This is a genomic window from Hydrogenophaga atypica, from assembly GCF_042665215.1.
Classification (GTDB): Bacteria; Pseudomonadota; Gammaproteobacteria; order Burkholderiales; family Burkholderiaceae_C; genus Hydrogenophaga; species Hydrogenophaga defluvii_A.
In genome coordinates this window covers 405,734-421,390 of sequence record NZ_JBHTCA010000003.1, presented here as the reverse complement: position 1 = coordinate 421,390, position 15,657 = coordinate 405,734, and the positions used below count along the sequence as shown (strand labels likewise).

19 protein-coding genes are annotated in these 15,657 nt (G+C 66.6%); 9 read left to right on the top strand and 10 right to left on the bottom strand.

What is annotated here, in order from left to right; translation table 11 throughout:
- Positions 1-38 precede the first annotated feature (38 nt).
- The gene (locus ACFQPB_RS06540) at positions 39-416 is read left to right on the top strand and encodes a COG4315 family predicted lipoprotein (RefSeq protein WP_382220878.1); all 378 of its coding nucleotides are present in this window, start codon (positions 39-41) and stop codon (positions 414-416) included.
- Between the two features lie 19 nt (positions 417-435).
- On the opposite strand, the gene ACFQPB_RS06535 is transcribed toward ACFQPB_RS06540, so the two are convergent.
- Positions 436-906, bottom strand: coding sequence for an Lrp/AsnC family transcriptional regulator (locus tag ACFQPB_RS06535; RefSeq protein WP_382220975.1), 471 nt, complete (start codon positions 904-906; stop codon positions 436-438).
- A 132-nt stretch (positions 907-1,038) separates the two neighbouring features.
- Between ACFQPB_RS06535 and ACFQPB_RS06530 the strand changes: the two genes are divergently transcribed.
- The 5 genes from ACFQPB_RS06530 (at position 1,039) to ACFQPB_RS06510 (ending at position 5,216) form a co-directional block, all read left to right on the top strand.
- Positions 1,039-1,338 (top strand): 4a-hydroxytetrahydrobiopterin dehydratase, encoded by a 300-nt coding sequence (locus ACFQPB_RS06530; RefSeq protein ID WP_382220875.1) that lies wholly within the window; start codon positions 1,039-1,041, stop codon positions 1,336-1,338.
- Between the two features lie 14 nt (positions 1,339-1,352).
- Entirely contained in the window at positions 1,353-2,255 is a 903-nt protein-coding gene (phhA, locus tag ACFQPB_RS06525) for a phenylalanine 4-monooxygenase (RefSeq protein WP_382220872.1), read from the top strand.
- A 1-nt stretch (position 2,256) separates the two neighbouring features.
- A complete protein-coding gene (locus tag ACFQPB_RS06520; protein WP_382220869.1) occupies positions 2,257-2,955 on the top strand; it encodes an SDR family NAD(P)-dependent oxidoreductase in 699 nt (232 codons plus the stop codon).
- 126 nt (positions 2,956-3,081) lie between these two features.
- Complete coding sequence (locus tag ACFQPB_RS06515; protein WP_382220866.1) at positions 3,082-3,957, top strand: NAD(P)-dependent oxidoreductase; 876 nt, start codon at positions 3,082-3,084, stop codon at positions 3,955-3,957.
- Positions 3,958-4,115: 158 nt separating this feature from the next.
- Complete coding sequence (locus ACFQPB_RS06510) at positions 4,116-5,216, top strand: tartrate dehydrogenase (protein ID WP_382220863.1); 1,101 nt, start codon at positions 4,116-4,118, stop codon at positions 5,214-5,216.
- Here the strand turns inward: ACFQPB_RS06510 and ACFQPB_RS06505 are convergent, their stop codons facing one another.
- From ACFQPB_RS06505 to ACFQPB_RS06490, 4 genes are all read right to left on the bottom strand, one after another.
- Positions 5,217-6,101: a LysR family transcriptional regulator gene (locus ACFQPB_RS06505; protein ID WP_382220860.1), complete on the bottom strand. Its 885-nt coding sequence runs from the start codon at positions 6,099-6,101 to the stop codon at positions 5,217-5,219.
- A gap of 63 nt (positions 6,102-6,164) precedes the next feature.
- Complete coding sequence (locus tag ACFQPB_RS06500; RefSeq protein WP_382220857.1) at positions 6,165-6,401, bottom strand: hypothetical protein; 237 nt, start codon at positions 6,399-6,401, stop codon at positions 6,165-6,167.
- 90 nt (positions 6,402-6,491) lie between these two features.
- Positions 6,492-7,394, bottom strand: a complete 903-nt coding sequence (gene xerD / locus ACFQPB_RS06495) for a site-specific tyrosine recombinase XerD (protein ID WP_382220972.1) — start codon at positions 7,392-7,394, stop codon at positions 6,492-6,494.
- 16 nt (positions 7,395-7,410) lie between these two features.
- Entirely contained in the window at positions 7,411-8,376 is a 966-nt protein-coding gene (locus ACFQPB_RS06490; RefSeq protein ID WP_382220970.1) for a tripartite tricarboxylate transporter substrate binding protein BugE, read from the bottom strand.
- A 143-nt stretch (positions 8,377-8,519) separates the two neighbouring features.
- Here ACFQPB_RS06490 and ACFQPB_RS06485 point away from each other — a divergent pair, with 143 nt between their 5' ends.
- Positions 8,520-9,440: an AEC family transporter gene (locus ACFQPB_RS06485; RefSeq protein WP_382220854.1), complete on the top strand. Its 921-nt coding sequence runs from the start codon at positions 8,520-8,522 to the stop codon at positions 9,438-9,440.
- Here ACFQPB_RS06485 and ACFQPB_RS06480 read toward each other — a convergent pair.
- The 4 genes from ACFQPB_RS06480 to queG form a co-directional block, all read right to left on the bottom strand.
- The gene (locus ACFQPB_RS06480; RefSeq protein ID WP_382220852.1) at positions 9,423-10,028 is read right to left on the bottom strand and encodes a hypothetical protein; all 606 of its coding nucleotides are present in this window, start codon (positions 10,026-10,028) and stop codon (positions 9,423-9,425) included. The genes ACFQPB_RS06485 and ACFQPB_RS06480 overlap by 18 nt on opposite strands.
- A 173-nt stretch (positions 10,029-10,201) precedes the next feature.
- Positions 10,202-11,179 carry an MlaD family protein gene (locus ACFQPB_RS06475; protein WP_382220849.1) on the bottom strand — a complete coding sequence of 326 codons (978 nt, stop codon included), beginning with the start codon at positions 11,177-11,179 and terminating at the stop codon, positions 10,202-10,204.
- Between the two features lie 5 nt (positions 11,180-11,184).
- Positions 11,185-11,991 carry an MlaE family ABC transporter permease gene (locus tag ACFQPB_RS06470; RefSeq protein WP_382220846.1) on the bottom strand — a complete coding sequence of 269 codons (807 nt, stop codon included), beginning with the start codon at positions 11,989-11,991 and terminating at the stop codon, positions 11,185-11,187.
- Complete coding sequence (queG, locus tag ACFQPB_RS06465; protein ID WP_382220843.1) at positions 11,988-13,076, bottom strand: tRNA epoxyqueuosine(34) reductase QueG; 1,089 nt, start codon at positions 13,074-13,076, stop codon at positions 11,988-11,990. The genes ACFQPB_RS06470 and queG overlap by 4 nt, the downstream gene beginning before the upstream one ends.
- Here queG and tsaE point away from each other — a divergent pair.
- Together tsaE and ACFQPB_RS06455 are read left to right on the top strand one after the other, a co-directional pair.
- Positions 13,059-13,613 (top strand): tRNA (adenosine(37)-N6)-threonylcarbamoyltransferase complex ATPase subunit type 1 TsaE, encoded by a 555-nt coding sequence (gene tsaE / locus ACFQPB_RS06460; protein ID WP_382220840.1) that lies wholly within the window; start codon positions 13,059-13,061, stop codon positions 13,611-13,613. The genes queG and tsaE overlap by 18 nt on opposite strands.
- Complete coding sequence (locus ACFQPB_RS06455; protein WP_382220837.1) at positions 13,610-14,968, top strand: N-acetylmuramoyl-L-alanine amidase; 1,359 nt, start codon at positions 13,610-13,612, stop codon at positions 14,966-14,968. Before tsaE ends, ACFQPB_RS06455 begins: the two co-directional genes overlap by 4 nt.
- Before the next feature lie 12 nt (positions 14,969-14,980).
- Here the strand turns inward: ACFQPB_RS06455 and ACFQPB_RS06450 are convergent, their stop codons facing one another.
- Positions 14,981-15,634, bottom strand: coding sequence for a DedA family protein (locus ACFQPB_RS06450; protein ID WP_382198743.1), 654 nt, complete (start codon positions 15,632-15,634; stop codon positions 14,981-14,983).
- Between the last annotated feature and the right edge of the window lie 23 nt (positions 15,635-15,657).

Here is a 15,657-nt window from a genome sequence, read left to right as displayed (position 1 = left end):
ACAGGCACAAGATGAAGTCCCCTTCCCCGGAGACTTCCATGAAAACGCTGCCCACCTTGCTGACCGGCCTTTCGCTCATGTCTGCCCTGTGGTGCGCCCCCGCTGCGGTAGCGCAGCCGGTGGTCAAAGACAGCGTGTTGACCACACCCGCCGGCATGAGCCTCTACGTCAACGACAACGACAAAACCACGCCCGGCAAAACCGTGTGTTATGGCCCCTGCCTGATGTTGTGGACGCCCTACCTGGCCGCACCCAACGCCCAGGCCAGCGGCGACCAGGGCTTCATCACCCGCGAAGACGGCCAGCGGCAATGGACCCACAAATCGATGGCGCTGTACCAGTGGGTGGACGACAAGCAGCCGGGCGACCGCAAAGGTGACGGCGTGCGCTCAGTCTGGCACTTGGCCAAACCCTGACGGTTCGGCGCAATCACGCTCACTCCAGCGGCAAGGCGCTGGTGCATTTGAGTTCGTTCAAACAAATGCTGGAACGCACGCCGTTCACGCCGGGCAGCTGCGCCAGCGTGCCCAGCAAAAAGTTGGACAGGCTTTTGAGGTCGCTGGCCACCACCTTGCACACGTAGTCGAAATCGCCCGTCACCGCGTGGCACTCCAGTATCTCGGGCATCCGCTCGATGGTGCGCTGGAACTTGAGCACCTCCTTGAACTGCCCGCGCTCCATGGTGATGTGGACAAAGGCCGTCACGCCCAGCCCCAGGCGGTCGGCGTCCAGCCGCGCCTCGTAGCGTTTGACGAAGCCCAGTCGCTCCAGCCGGCGGTGGCGCCGGTTGCACTGCGCAGGCGAGAGGTGCACAGTGGACGCCAGCTCCTGGTTGCTGATGCGGCCGTTGGCCTGCAACGTGGCCAGGATGCGGCGGTCCACCCGGTCCAGCGTATGGCCCTGCAAGGAATCGTCGATTTTTTCTTCTTTCATGAGAGAAACCTTTGTATGTAGCCGTCATCTTGTACAAGAACGCAAACAAATTGTCCCTCAATCGGCGCAAACTGCACACCATTGCACCATCTCAGGAGACACACCGTGAGCCCACTCGCCCCCACCGAAGCCAGCGCCCTGTTGGCCACCCTGCCCGCCTGGCAGGCCGATCTCGCGACCGGCAAGATCACACGCACCTTCCGCTTCGACGACTTCGCCCAGGCCTTTGGCTTCATGGCCGAAATGGCCACCGTCTCCGAGCGCATGAACCACCACCCCGAGTGGTTCAACGTCTACAACCGCGTGGACGTGACGCTGACCACCCACGACGCCGGTGGCCTGTCGCCACGCGACATCGACTGGGCGCGCGTGGCCGACCAGGCCTTTGCCCGCCGCGCCGCCTGACCGAGGAGCCCACCATGCAAGCCGAGGCAAGCACCGAAACACCCACCCAGAAACACGGTCTGGCCGCCGGTGACGCCGGCCGCCCAGCCAGCACCGACTGGACCATCCCCCAAGGCTGGGAGCGTTACACCGCCGCCGACCACGCGACCTGGAAAACCCTGTTCGAGCGCCAAAGCCAACTGCTGCCCGGCCGCGCTTGCGACGAATTCGTCGCCGGCATGCGCGACCTGCCCATGCGCGCCGACGAAATCCCCAACTTCGAGCAACTCAACGAAGTGCTGCAACAACGCACTGGCTGGCAGGTGGTGGCCGTGCCCGGCCTGGTGCCCGACGAGGTGTTTTTTGACCACCTGGCGAACCGGCGCTTCCCCTCGGGCAACTTCATCCGCAAGCCCCACGAGCTGGACTACCTGGAAGAACCCGACGTGTTCCACGACGTGTTCGGCCATGTGCCCATGCTCATGAACCCAGCCATTGCCGACTTCATTCAGGCCTACGGCCAGGGCGGCCTGCGCGCGCAGCAGCTGGGCCACCTCACACAACTTGCGCGGGTCTACTGGTACACCATCGAATTCGGTCTGCTGCAACAGGGCAACGGCCTGCGCCTGTACGGCGCCGGTATTGCGTCCTCGTTCACCGAGTCGCAGTTCTGCCTGGAGAGCCCTAGCCCCAACCGCATCCGCTTCGACCTGGAGCGGGTGATGCGCACCCACTACCGCATCGACGATTTCCAGGAGAGCTACTTCGTCATCCGCGACCTGGACGAATTGCTGGAATTCACCCGCATCGACTTCGCGCCGCTGTACGAGCGCACCCAGGCCGCGCCGGCGCTGCAGCCGGGCGACGTGCTGCCGACCGAGCAGGTCTTCAGCCGGGGCAGCGGCGCCTACCACGCCGGCAAACGAAAGGGCTCTTGAAATGGCCACTCCCACCGTTCTCATCACCGGCGCCGCCGGCCACCTGGGCCGCGCCGTGGCCGCCACGTTTGCGGCTCAAGGCGCGCGACGCGTGCTGCTGGACCGCAACGCCGATGCGCTGCGCCAGGCCTTTGGCGCTGACACCGCCCAACAGCTTTGCCTCAGTGCCGACCTGCTGGACAGCGGCAGCACCCAGCAAGCCGTGCAAAGCGCCCTGGGTGAAATGGGACAGATCGACGTGTTGTGCCACCTGGCCGGTGGCTTTGGCATGGGCGAGCCGGTGCATGCCACCCCCAGCGCCACGCTGGAGCGCATGCTCGACCTCAACGTGCGCGCTTTCCTGCACATCAGCGAAGCGGTGGTGCCCGCCATGCTGGCGGCCGGGCGTGGGCGCGTCGTCACCGTGGGCGCCTTTGGCGCGCAACGCGGAGGCGCGCACATGGGCGCCTACGCGGCCAGCAAGGCCGCGCTGCAGCGGCTGACCGAATCGATGTCAGCCGAACTCAAAGGCCAGGGCATCAACGTCAACTGCGTGTTGCCCTCCATCATCGACACCGCCGACAACCGCGCCGCCATGCCCGACGCCGACCCCGCCCAGTGGGTGGCCCCCGCCGCCCTGGCCGACGTGATCGCCTTCCTGGGCTCAGACGCCGCACGCGCCATCCACGGCGCGTCCATCCCGGTCACTGGCCTGGTCTGACCCCCATCACGCCAGGGCTTGCATTTTTTGCAAGCCCCGGTTCGCGAACGCGCACTGGTCAGACCGCGCTGGGCTCCGTACAGTGTCAAGCTGGCACCTGATCAGTTGACAGTCGAACGGAGACACATGAAAGCAGCAGTAGGCATCATTGGCGTGGGCATGATGGGGCATGGCATTGCCCGCAACGTGCTCAAACACGGCTTTGCGCTGACCGCCCTCGAACACCCGGGCAACCAGCCCCTCACCGAACTGCTGGCCGGTGGCGCCACCACCCAGACCACCGCCCGCGCCGTGGCCCAGGCCAGCGACGTGGTCATCCTGTGCGTGACCGGCTCACCCGAAGTGGAGGCCGTGCTCACCGGCGAAGGCGGCGTGCTCGAAGGCCTGCGCCCCGGTGCCATCGTGGTGGACTGCTCCACCGCCATCCCCACCGCCACCGAACGCATGGCCGCCCTGGTGCAAGCGCGCGGCGCGCGTTTTGTGGACGCGCCCATGACACGCTCGGTGCAACACGCCCACGAAGGCAAGCTCAACCTGCTGGTGGGGGGCGACGCCGCCGACACCGAGGCCGTGATGCCGGTGCTGCGTTGTTTTGCCGAAAACATCGTGCTGACCGGCGCCCTCGGCTCCGGCCACCGCATGAAGCTGCTGCACAACTTCGTGTCGCTGGGCTCGGTGGCCCTGCTGGCCGAAGCGGCGGCCTGCGCCCAGCGCGGCGGCATCGAGATGCCGGTGCTGGTGGACGTGCTGTCCACCGGCGGCGGCGCCGGCATCGCGCTGGAGCGCCTCAAGCCCTACCTGCTGAACGAAGATCCCAGCGGCTTGCAGTTCTTCATGAGCAACGCGCTCAAGGACCTGGGCTACTACGTCAACATGGCCAGCGACGCCTCAGCCCAACACGCCATCGCCGACGCCGTGGCCGGCACCTACGACCACGCCGTGCAACAAGGTGGCCCGCGCAAGCTGGTGCCCGAGCTCGTGGCCTTGCTCGCAGGACGTTAAACCCACCCCGTCGCTTGCCCGCTGCGCGTGGCCGCATCCCCCTCAAGGGGCGACACCAGCCGTCCGGCAGAGCCGGCCCGGCGGTGTCTCCCGGTTCTACGCATGCCCGCGCCGTAGGCGTGCCGGGCAGCTCCCCTCACGATGTTTCAGGAGTCTCCATGTCCACCCATCGCATCGCCGTCATCCCTGGCGACGGCATCGGCCCCGAAGTCATGCCCGAAGGCCTGCGCGTGTTGGAAGCCGCCGGCAAGAAGTTCGGCATCGCCTTCCAGTTTGACCACTTCAACGACTGGTGCACGCCGCACTACCTGAAGCACGGCACCATGATGCCGGACAACTGGCAGGCCCAGATCGGTGGCCACGACGCGATCTTCTTCGGCGCCGTGGGCACGCCCGACATCGTGCCCGACCACGAGGCCGTGTGGGGCTCCATCATCAAGATCCGCCGCGCGTTCGACCAGTTCGTCAACCTGCGCCCGGTGCGCCTCATGCGTGGTGTGCCCGCGCCCCTGGCACACCGCCAGCCCGGCGACATCGACTTCCTGGTGGTGCGCGAAAACACCGAAGGCGAGTACTCGTCGGTGGGCGGGCGCATGTTCGAAGGCAGCGACAACGAGATGGCCATCCAGGAATCCATCTTCACCCGCCGGGGTGTGGACCGCATCCTGCAATACGCGTTCGAGCTGGCGCGCAGCCGCCCGCGCAAGTCGCTCACCGCCGCCACCAAGAGCAACGGCATTTCCATCACCATGCCCTACTGGGACGAGCGGCTGGCCGAAATGGCCAAACGCTACCCGGACGTGAGCGTGAAGAAGTTCCACATCGACATCCTGTGCGCCCACTTTGTGCAGCACCCCGATTGGTTCGACGTGGTGGTCGCCTCCAACCTGTTCGGCGACATCCTGTCCGACCTGGGCCCGGCCTGCACCGGCACCATCGGCATCGCGCCCTCGGCCAACCTCAACCCCACACGGCGCCACCCTTCGCTGTTCGAACCCGTGCACGGCTCCGCGCCCGACATCGCAGGTCAGGGCATCGCCAACCCCATCGGCCAGATTTGGTCGGCCGCGCTGATGCTGCAGCACCTGGGCCAAGGCAACGCCGCGCACGAAGCCGCTGCTGCACACATCGTGCGCTGCATCGAAGACGTGATCGCCACCGGCCCGCGCACGCGGGACATGGGCGGCATCGCCTCCACCGTGGAGGTGGGCCAGGCGGTTGCGGCGGCCGTGTCCAGCGCCTCACCCACCCAAGGCTGATCAGGCGTCGGCCACGCCGGTCAGAAAGTGCAACAGGCGCCGCGCGGGCGCCTGAATCACGCCGTGTTTCACGCACACGTGCATGGGCCGGTCGGCCCAATCGTCGGTCAGGCGAATGAAGCGCAGCTTCATGGTGTGACGGAAGGCGGCCACCGCGCCCTCCGGCATCACCGCGATGCCCTGACCGGCGGCCACCAGCCGGCACACGCCCTCAAAGGACTGGACCTGTATGCGCAAGCGCAGGAACTGGCCGGCAGCCTCGGCCGCGTGCTTCATGGTCTGCGTCAGGGCCGCCGAGTTGTCCAGCCCCACAAACTCGTGCGCCAACAGGTGTTCAAACCGCACCGCGCGTGCTTTGATGGCATGACGCTGAGGCACCACCACACACAGGCGGTCGTGGCCGTAGGGCTCAAAGCGCAGATCGGGCACAGGCGCTGACGTCACCAGGCCCAGATCGGCCGCCCCCTCGCGCACCGCGTCCACAATGCGCCCGCTGCGCACCTCCTGCACATCCACCTTGATGTCGGGGTGCAGCCTGGTCCACTGCGCCAGCCGCTCCGGCAGGTCCTGGCTCAGGGCCGAGGTGTTCGCGTACAGCCGCACGCGGCCCACCGTGCCCCGGGCGTAATCGGACAAATCGCCGTGCATCAGGTCCACATCGCGCATCAGCGTTTGTGCATGACGGGCCAAGGCCTCACCGGCCGGTGTGGGCAGCACACCGCTGTGGGCGCGCTGCAGCAAGGGGGTCTGGAAGTGGTGTTCCAACGCGGCAATGCGCCGGCTGGCCGCCGACAGCGAGAGGTGGCACAGCTCGGCCGCCCGCGACAGGCTGCGCAGTTCAACCGCGCGCTGAAACAGCTGAAGGGACAAGAGATCGGGAAGCATGGCGTGGGGCAGGTGGTGCGGCATTGTGCACCGCGCCCACCCTTGGCCGCGCGCCCCGCCGCCTCACATCCCCAGCAGCTTCTTGGCTTCGGCCAGCGCCGCCATGGACTCGGTGTGTTTGCCTTCTTTGTGCAGTTGTTCGCCCTTGGCACGCAAATCTTTCACCTTGCCCATGGCCTCGGCGCTGAGCTGAACGCTGGGCAGCTTGGCGTCGATGGCTTTCATCTCGTTGGGGCAGTTGTGGGCCAGGGCCCACGTCGAAACCAGTGTGGCCGCCAGGGCCACAAATGTCTTTTTCATGGTGAAACTCCTGCGGCACCCTTGCCGCAACCCGCACACTACGCCTGCTGGCAGAACATGCGATATCCCTGGCGCATGCAGGGGCAACCATCAGCCACGCGGATGGTGCTGCGCGTGCAGGTCTTTCAGCCGCTCGCGGGCGACGTGGGTGTAGATGGTGGTGGTGGAGATGTCGGCGTGGCCCAGCAGAAGTTGCACCGCACGCAAATCGGCCCCGTGGTTGAGCAGGTGGGTGGCGAAGGCGTGGCGCAGGGTGTGCGGCGACAGCGGGCTGCGGATGCCAGCGGCCAGGGCGTGTTTTTTCACCAGGGTCCAGAACATCACCCGTGACATGCCCGCACCACGCGCGGTGACGAACAGGTCCTCGGTCTGTTGCCCGCCCAGGATGGCGCCACGGGCCTCCAGCAGGTAGCGCTGCAGCCACTCACCGGCCAGCAGGCCAAACGGCACCAGGCGCTGCTTGTTGCCCTTGCCGGTCACGCGCAACACGTGTTCGCTCTGGCTCACCTCAAACGTGCGCAGCGACACCAGCTCACTCACCCGCAGGCCACTGGCGTACATCAGCTCCAGCATGGCGCGGTCGCGCAGACCCAGGGGGGTACCCACGTCGGGGGCGTTGAGCAAAGCCTCCACCTGGGCTTCGGTCAAGGTCTTGGGCACACGCAACGGCTGTTTGGCCGCCTGCAGGCGCAAGGTGGGGTCGGCGCTGATGAGCCGCTCACGCAGGGCCCATCGAAAATAACGCTTGAACACGGTGAGACGCCGGTTGGCCGTGGTGGCGCGGGTCTGGCTGTGGCGCGCGGCGAAGTAGCCGTTGATGTCGGCTTCGCCACAGTCGGTCAGCCGCTTGCCGTGTGAGGCCAGCCACTGGCCCAGCAGCGCCAGATCGCGGCGGTAGGCATCCAGCGTGTTGCGCGACAAGCCCTCTTCCAGCCAGAGGGCATCCACAAAAGCGCTGGTGTCCGCCTCCACCGCAGACCGGGCGGCGGCCACCAGCGCCGGATCGGGCTCAGTCAAGTTTGAGCTTTTGCTTTTCGACGACCTGCTTGTACACACCCAGCTCGGCCTTGATCTGCTCGGTGAACTGGGCCGGCGTGTTGGCCACGATCAGCGAGCCGGTGTCTTCGATGCGCTTGCGCACGGCCGGGTCGGCCAAGGCCTTCATGGCGGCGCCATGCACCTTGTTCACGATGTCGGCCGGCGTGCCCTTGGGCGCCAGCAGGCCGTAATAGGCCATGCGGTTCACCGGCTCCAGGCCCACGTCCTTGAAGGTGGGCACATTGGGCAAGGCACTCAGGCGCTGGGGCGCGGCCACCACGATGGGCACCAGCTTGCCGGTGTTGATGAAGGGCAGCGCGGAGGGCAGGTTGTCGAAAATGATGGGCACCTGACCGGCCACGGTGTCGTTGAGTGCCGGGCCTGCACCACGATAAGGAATGTGGGTCATGAACACGCCGGCCAGGCTCTTGAACAGTTCGGTCTGCAGGTGGCCGATGGCACCTGTGCCCGATGAAGCGTAGGAATATTTGCCGGGGTTCTTCTTCAATTCAGCCACGAAACCCTTGTAGTCCTTGGCCGGGAAGCTGGGGTGCACCGCAATCACATTGGGCGTGGCCGCGATGTTGGTGATGGCGATGAAATCGGTCAGCGGGTTGTAGCTGATCTTGGGGTTGATGGCCGGGTTGGCCGCCGTGGTGGACACGGTGGCCATGGCCAGCATGTAACCATCCGGCGCGGCGCGGGCAAATTCGGTAGCCCCCACCACACCACCACCACCGGCCTTGTTTTCCACCACCACCGATTGGCCCAGTTCCTTGCCCAGCGGCTCGGACATGACACGCGCAATGATGTCGGTGGTACCACCGGGCGCAAACGGCACCTGCAGCTTGACGGGGCGGCTGGGGTAGGCCTGGGCGAACGCGGCACCACTGAGGGTGGCCAGGGCGGCAAGGGTCAGCACTTCGCGGCGGAACATCATGAGGAAGTCTCCTGTTGAGAGCACGTAAAAGGGGCGCCACAGCAACAACTGTGTCGCAAGGTGCTGCGAATATAAATGAAGGTTGAAGGTTCCCGACCGCATGGAATCCCCCAAGGGCAAACCCTTGTATCCTCGCGCCGGTGAACTTCGCCCAACTGCTGTTTCCCGATTTTTCGCTCATCCTCATCGGCTACCTGCTGTGCCGCCTGACCGCGCTCAACCGCAAGGTGTGGGAGCAGGTGGACAGCCTGGTGTACTACTTCCTGTTTCCCACCCTGTTGTTTCGCTCCATCGTCACCAGCCCGCTGGATCTGGGCGCCACGTCGGGCCTGATCGGTGCTGGCATGAGCATGGCGGTGGTGGCGATTGCCTTGTCGTATTCGCTGCCCCACTGGCCCTGGCTGGGCAAACACCTGGACGTGCGGCTGCACGCGGCCAGCGCGCAGGTGGGCTTTCGCTTCAACTCCTTCATTGCGCTGGCACTGGTCGAAAAAGTGGTCGGCCCCCAAGGCCTGCAACTGATCGCGGTGCTGATCGGTTTTTGTGTGCCCCTTTTCAACACCGGCGCGGTGTGGCCCATGGCACGCCATGCCCAGCGCGGCTTCGCGCGGGAGCTGATGCGCAACCCGCTGATCATTGGCACAACGTGTGGCCTGGCGTCCAATCTGCTGGGCTTGCAGATTCCGCCTTGGCTGGACCCCACGGTCAACCGCATCGGCCAGGCCTCGCTGGCGTTGGGTCTGATGGCGGCCGGCGCCGGCATGCAACTGGGCAGCCTGGCCAGCGCCAAGGCACTGGGGGTGGCGGTGCTCTCGCTCAAACACTTTGTGCTGCCACTGGTGGCGCTGGGCATGTCGCGCGTGTTCGCGCTCGACGCGACACAGACCCTGGTGCTGCTGATGTTCTCGGCGGTGCCCACCGCGTCCAGTTGTTACGTGCTGGCCGCGCGCATGGGCTACAACGGCGCCTACGTGGCCGGCCTGGTCACGCTGTCCACGCTGCTGGGCATGCTGAGCCTGCCGTTTGCGCTGGGGGTGTTGGGTTCACTGGGTGGTGGCTGAGGCAGCGTCTGCCGGCACGCGCCGCGTCAACACGTCGAGCCGCCGCTGCAGGCGCACGGCTTCATCACCCTGCCCCGCCGCTTGTGCGCGCGCCAGCGCCACACCCAGCCATGCCATCAACGGGCGGCGCCAGCCCTGCGCGCTGGCGGTGTCCACCGCCGAACGCACCACGGCATCGGTGGCGCGTTCGGCGCGGAGCAACACCGCTGCGGCCACCAGACGCGACAGCGGGTCGGCGATGGCGGCGACGCGGGCGGCGGCTTGATCGGGCGCTGCACCCACCAGCGTGCGGTGCACCTCGGGCAGTTGTGAGGCGTCGGCGGCTGTGGCCTGGGCGCGCAAATAGCGGGCGTAGGCCTGCTCTGGCGCGGCCGCATCGGGCGCCACCGCCTGGTAGGCGGGGCAAGCGGTGAAGCTCAGGCTGGCCACCTCGGCCGCACAGTGCACCAACTCCAGGCGCGCCAGCCGCTCGGGTGCGCCGGTGCGGGCCACCTCGGCGCGGGCGCGGTCGAGTTCCAGCGTGGCCACGCGCGTGTTGCCGCTGAGGTAGGCGTCCACCGAACGCGCCAACGAGCCTTGCGCGTTCACGGCCCAGTCGGGCTGTGGTGGGGTGCTGCTGCAGGCTACGAGCAGCAGGCTCCAGGCAAGGACCCATGCCCCTTTCAAGCGGACACCGTCGGGCCGGCTCTGCCGGACGGCTGGTGTCGCCCCCTGGGGGGGATGCGGCCACGCGCAGCGGGCAAGCGACGGGGGGGTACTCTTCATGGCAGCTTGATCTCCGTGTCGCGCGCAAAAGGCCACTTGCGGTTGACCTCGTTGACCAGGGTTTCGACCTTGCGCAGGCTGGCTTCAACCTCGGTGCGCAAAGCCCCCAGATCGACCGTGGCCTCGCGGGTGTTGCTGGCAAGGCCCTGCGCCTCCACCAGCACCGCGTCCAACTTCTTGAGGCTTTGCCGCGCTTCACCCAGCGCCGTGTTCATTTGCTGCACCAGCGCTTGCGTGTCGGTGACCAGCCCACCCTCGCCCAGCACACGCCGGTCGGCGTTGACCACCAGACCTTCGGTGCGCTGCGCCAGGCTGTTGAGGCGGGTCATCAAGGTCTCGGCCTGTGCCAGCGTGGCGGCCAGGCGTTTGCGGTCAGCGTCGTTGCCGGCCAACACCCCCAGGGCGCCTTGTGGGCCGTTGAGTTTTTCGGTGAGCGACTGGGTTTGTTGCAGCGTGGTGTTGAGTGCCGACTGCGCGTTGGTCATGCTGGCGAGATTGTTCAGCAGCTCGCGCGCGGTGGCCACCACCTGCGGGATTTCGGCCGTGGCATCGCCCAGCAGCACACGCCGCTCGGCGCCATCGGGCAGCGGTGGGTCGTCCAGCACGCCGCTGAAAGCGCGCAGGCGAACGCTGCCCACGACGCTGCGCTCCATCGTGAAGATGCTGCTCTGGCGCAGCCAGCGGGCGTCGCGCTCGGGCACGTCAATCACGATGCGGGCGTTGCCTTCGGCGGACAACTCGATGCGGCGCACGCGGCCGATGGGAAAACCCGAGAACGTGAGGTCCATGCCCACGGTCACGCCTTCGGAATCGTCAGCCACCAGCACCACGGTCTGGTGGTCTTCAAAGGCACCACGCGCGTACAACAGGTACACGGCAGAGCCGACCACCAGCAACACGAACAGCAGCATCAGCAAGGCGGCTTTGAACTCGATGCGGCTCAGGCCAGCAGGGGAAGCGGAAGGTTCAGCCATGGGGCTCAATAGTAGTTGCCCAACAGGGACAGGGCTTCAAACAACAGCAACAGCATGAACATGCGCACCAGGCCCTGGATTTCGGCGCCACCGGCAGCACCCCCGCCGGTCGGCTGTGGGTGGGTGGCAGCGGCCATGGGCACCACCGCCACGGCCAGGCTGAAGAGCAGCGTTTTCACCACAAACACCAGCGTGACGGCGGGGGCGAACACCTGCCCCACGGTGCGGGTGTAGGGATCCCAACCAAACGGCGTGAAGCCATAGACCACCAGGTAACTCACCACCAGCGTGAGCACGGCGCTCAGCGCGGTACACAACCAGACCGCGAACACGCCCGCCACCACACGCGGCAGCACCTCCTGACGCATGGGGTCCACGCCCTGCGCCAGCAGCGCGTCAAAACGGCCACTGGCGCGCATGGCCGCGACCTCCGAGCCGTAAGGGATGGCACAACGCATGGCCACAAACAGCGAAGCCGCCAGCGGCAACAGCTCCAGCACCAACACCCGCACCACCATCTCCAGGGCGTAACGCGAGAGCCCATAACTGGCGGCCGACACCACCACGATGCGGACCAGCACGAGGCTGAAAAAACCAAACATCAGCACGTACCACATGAGCGACGGGCCGGCGGACTGGTACAGGTGACGCGCCATCACCGGGCGCAACGCACGCGGGTAGCTGCCCGGCGTCAATGCCCAGGCCATGATCTGCGCAGCCAGCCGCGCGATGTAAACCCACTGCGCGCTCCAGCGCAACGCGGCGCGGCCCAGGTCGCGCAGCGGCTGAGATGGCGGTGGAACGGTCCTCATGGACACATCGTATCGGAGCCCTGGGCCAGCGCCCACGCCACATGCTCGCGCACCAAAGCGCTGGCGTGTTCGCGGCGCGTTTGCAAGGCAGCGCGCAGGGGCTCGGGTGGCTCGCCCGCCGCAAGCGCGTTGCCCAGGGCCACGGCGATGTTGCGCAACCAGCGTTCATGGCCGATGCGGCGGATGGCGCTGCCTTCGGTGCGCTGCAGAAACTCGGCTTCTTCCCAGGCAAACAAGGCCACCAACGTGTTGCCACCCATGGCCGCCCGCGGTTCAAAGTCAGGCAGCGGCGAGCGCTGCGCGAACTTGTTCCACGGGCACACCAGCTGGCAATCGTCGCACCCGTAGATGCGGTTGCCGAGCAAACGGCGGAACTCGATCGGGATGGGCCCGGCGTGTTCGATGGTGAGGTAAGAAATGCAACGGCGTGCATCGAGCCTGTAGGGCGCCACGATGGCGCCGGTGGGGCAGGCGGTGATGCAGGCCGAACAATGCCCGCAATGCGCGCTGGTGGGTGCGGTGGTGGGCAAGGCCATGTCCACAAACACCTCGCCCAGAAAAAACATCGAGCCCGCCTCGCGCTGCAACACCAGCGTGTGTTTGCCACGCCAGCCCAGGCCACTGCGTGTGGCCAGCTCGGCCTCCAGCACCGGGGCGGAATCGGTGAACGCGCGGTGGGCCAACGGCGCTGCGGCCAGCGCGATGCGCTCGCCCAGCTTTTGCAGGCGCTGTCGGAACACCTTGTGGTAATCGCGGCCTCGGGCGTAGAGCGAAATCACGGCTTCGCCGGGGCGTTGCTGCCGGCTCAGTTCAGCCGCAGCCCAGCCCTCGGGCGTGCTGGCGGGCAGGTAGTCCAGGCGGGCGGTGATCACGCTGACCGTGCCGGGCAACAGTTCGGCGGGGCGGGCGCGTTTGAGCCCGTGCTGGGCCATGTAGCCCATCTCGCCATGAAAGCCGGCGGCCAGCCAGGCCAGCAAACCCGGCTCGGCACTCGAAAGATCGACACCCGTCACGCCAATTTGGGAAAATCCGAGTTCCCGGCCCCAAGCCTGTATTTGCGAAACGAATTGAGCAGCATCGACCACCCCCTGATTGTAGGCAGCGCCCCCACGCCAGACAGCGTGTGGCGCACGCAGCTGCTGGACGAGACACACACGCAGGCGCTGGCCGACACCATGGCGCGCTCGCCTGTGTTGGCCAATGTGGTGATCGCCTTGCATGGCGACCTGGGGGCGGGCAAAACCACGCTGGTGCGTCACCTGCTGCGCGCGTTGGGCGTGGCAGGGCGCATCAAAAGCCCCACCTACACCGTGGTCGAACCTCACGAAGCGCCCTGGCCTGCCGCCTGGGGCGCCCACACCGGCGCGCCGCTGAACATCTGGCACTTCGATTTCTACCGGTTCACCGACCCGCGCGAGTGGGAAGACGCGGGGTTTCGCGAACTTTTTGCACAGCCTGGTCTCAAGCTGGTGGAATGGCCGGAAAAGGCCCAGGGCATGATGCCCACACCCGATGCCGACCTGAGCCTGCACCCCATGGACGACCACGAACACAGCCGCCGCCTCACCTTCATGGCCCGAACGCCGCGTGGCCAGCAACTGCTGGAGGCCGCCCGCTCATGAGACGGCGGCAGCTGATCGGAACAGGTTCGTTGGTGCTGCTGATTGGCGCTCACCAGATCGCACGTGGTGCCTCGGTGGTGGCGGTTCGCATCTGGCCCGCACGCGATTACACGCGCGTGACCATCGAATCGGACGGCGCTTTGACGGCACGCCAGTTTTTTGTCTCCGACCCACCGCGCCTGGCCGTGGACATCGAAGGCATCGATCTGCTGCCCGGCCTGCGCGAACTGCTGGGCCAGGTGCGCTCGGACGACCCCAACATCGCCGGCCTGCGGGTGGCACAGAACGCGCCCAATGTGGTGCGCCTGGTCATCGACCTCAAAAAACCGATCACACCTCAGGTGTTCAGCCTGGAGCCGGTCGCGGCCTACCGGCACCGGCTTGTGCTCGATCTGTACCCGGTCACGCCGCCCGATCCGCTGGACGACTTCATTGCACAGCGCCTCAAAGATCTGGCCCCCGGCATGAGCGCAACACCCGCGCCAGCGCCAGCACCCGACACCGATCCGTTAGGCGACCTGATTGCGCAGAAATCCGCACCGGCGAAGACCGCCACCGCGCCCCCAACGCCAACGCCCGCACCACCCGTCAGCCCCGCCCCACGCGAGCCGGTGCGCGCCGCGCCCACCGACCGCCTCATCATCGTCGCGCTCGACCCCGGCCACGGCGGTGAAGACCCAGGCGCGGTCGGCCCCGGTGGCACCTACGAGAAAAACGTGGTGCTTCAGATCGCGCAGCGGCTGCGCACCCGCATCAACGCCACCCAGGTCAACGGCCACCAGATGCGCGCCTTCATGACCCGCGATGCCGACTTCTTCGTGCCCCTGCATGTGCGGGTGGACAAAGCGCGCCGGGTGCAGGCCGACCTCTTCGTCAGCATCCACGCCGACGCTTTCTACACCCCCCGGCCCCAGGGCGCCAGCGTGTACGCCTTGAGTGACCGTGGCGCCTCCAGCGCGGCAGCGCGCTGGATGGCCGACAAGGAAAACAAGGCCGATCTGGTGGGCGGCATCAACCTCGGCGGCCAGGACGCTGGTGTGCGCCGGGTGCTACTGGACATGAGCACCACCGCGCAAATCAATGACAGCTTGCGCGTGGGTGCCACCTTGTTGGGCGAGATCGGCCGCGTGGGCAAGCTGCACAAACCCCGCGTGGAACAGGCGGGGTTTGCGGTGCTGCGCGCGCCCGACATCCCCAGTGTGCTGGTGGAAACCGCCTTCATCAGCAACCCCGACGAAGAGCAACGCCTGCTCGACCCGGCTTACCAAAACCAGCTGGCCGATGCGCTGTTGCGCGGCATCGTGCGCTACTTCTCCCGCAACCCGCCGCTGGCGCGCACGCGGCAGGTGTCGTGACGGGGCGGAGCCTCAGGCGGGAGACTTCGCCTCGGCCCGCGAGGCCCGCCAGGCGCCGAACATCGCAATCAAGCCCGGCACGATGATCATGGCCCAGATGATTTTGCTCAGGTGGGTTTGCACCCAAGGCAGGTTGCCGAACAGGTAGCCGGCACCGGTCAGGCCCACCACCCAGATGAACGCGCCGACCACGTTGTAGAAGGTGAAGGTGCTGCGTGTCATTTCGGCCACACCGGCCACGAAGGGCACAAAGGTGCGCACAAACGGCATGAAGCGCGCCAGGATGACGGTGATACCGCCGTATTTTTCGTAGAAATTGTGCGCGCGGTCAAAGGCCTTGCGGTTGAAAAAACGCGAGTCCTCCCACTGAAACACCTTGGGGCCGAAGTAGCGGCCAATCGAGTAGTTGAGCTGGTCGCCCAAGATGGCGGCCACCACCAGCAGCGCCATGGCCAGCGGCAGGCTCATGAAACCGGCGCCACACAGCGCGCCCACCACAAACAGCAGCGAGTCGCCCGGCAGAAAGGGCATGACCACCACACCGGTTTCCACAAAGATGATGAGAAACAGCAGGGCGTACACCCAGGCGCCATAGGCCTGGACAAACGCCTCCAGGTGGGCGTCCACGTGCAGGATGAAATCGATCAGCGTCGCAATGAGGTCCATGGGCACGGATTATCGGCGCCGCG

What these genes read in the sequence shown, in the direction of transcription:
- ACFQPB_RS06540 (WP_382220878.1), top strand. Translation starts at nt 39, where the DNA reads ATGAAAACGCTGCCCACCTTGCTGACCGGCCTTTCGCTCATGTCTGCC.
- phhA (WP_382220872.1), top strand. Translation starts at nt 1,353, where the DNA reads ATGCAAGCCGAGGCAAGCACCGAAACACCCACCCAGAAACACGGTCTG.
- ACFQPB_RS06520 (WP_382220869.1), top strand. Translation starts at nt 2,257, where the DNA reads ATGGCCACTCCCACCGTTCTCATCACCGGCGCCGCCGGCCACCTGGGC.
- ACFQPB_RS06515 (WP_382220866.1), top strand. Translation starts at nt 3,082, where the DNA reads ATGAAAGCAGCAGTAGGCATCATTGGCGTGGGCATGATGGGGCATGGC.
- ACFQPB_RS06510 (WP_382220863.1), top strand. Translation starts at nt 4,116, where the DNA reads ATGTCCACCCATCGCATCGCCGTCATCCCTGGCGACGGCATCGGCCCC.
- ACFQPB_RS06505 (WP_382220860.1), bottom strand. Translation starts at nt 6,101, where the DNA reads ATGCTTCCCGATCTCTTGTCCCTTCAGCTGTTTCAGCGCGCGGTTGAA.
- ACFQPB_RS06500 (WP_382220857.1), bottom strand. Translation starts at nt 6,401, where the DNA reads ATGAAAAAGACATTTGTGGCCCTGGCGGCCACACTGGTTTCGACGTGG.
- ACFQPB_RS06490 (WP_382220970.1), bottom strand. Translation starts at nt 8,376, where the DNA reads ATGTTCCGCCGCGAAGTGCTGACCCTTGCCGCCCTGGCCACCCTCAGT.
- ACFQPB_RS06475 (WP_382220849.1), bottom strand. Translation starts at nt 11,179, where the DNA reads ATGGCTGAACCTTCCGCTTCCCCTGCTGGCCTGAGCCGCATCGAGTTC.
- ACFQPB_RS06470 (WP_382220846.1), bottom strand. Translation starts at nt 11,991, where the DNA reads ATGAGGACCGTTCCACCGCCATCTCAGCCGCTGCGCGACCTGGGCCGC.
- ACFQPB_RS06455 (WP_382220837.1), top strand. Translation starts at nt 13,610, where the DNA reads ATGAGACGGCGGCAGCTGATCGGAACAGGTTCGTTGGTGCTGCTGATT.
- ACFQPB_RS06450 (WP_382198743.1), bottom strand. Translation starts at nt 15,634, where the DNA reads ATGGACCTCATTGCGACGCTGATCGATTTCATCCTGCACGTGGACGCC.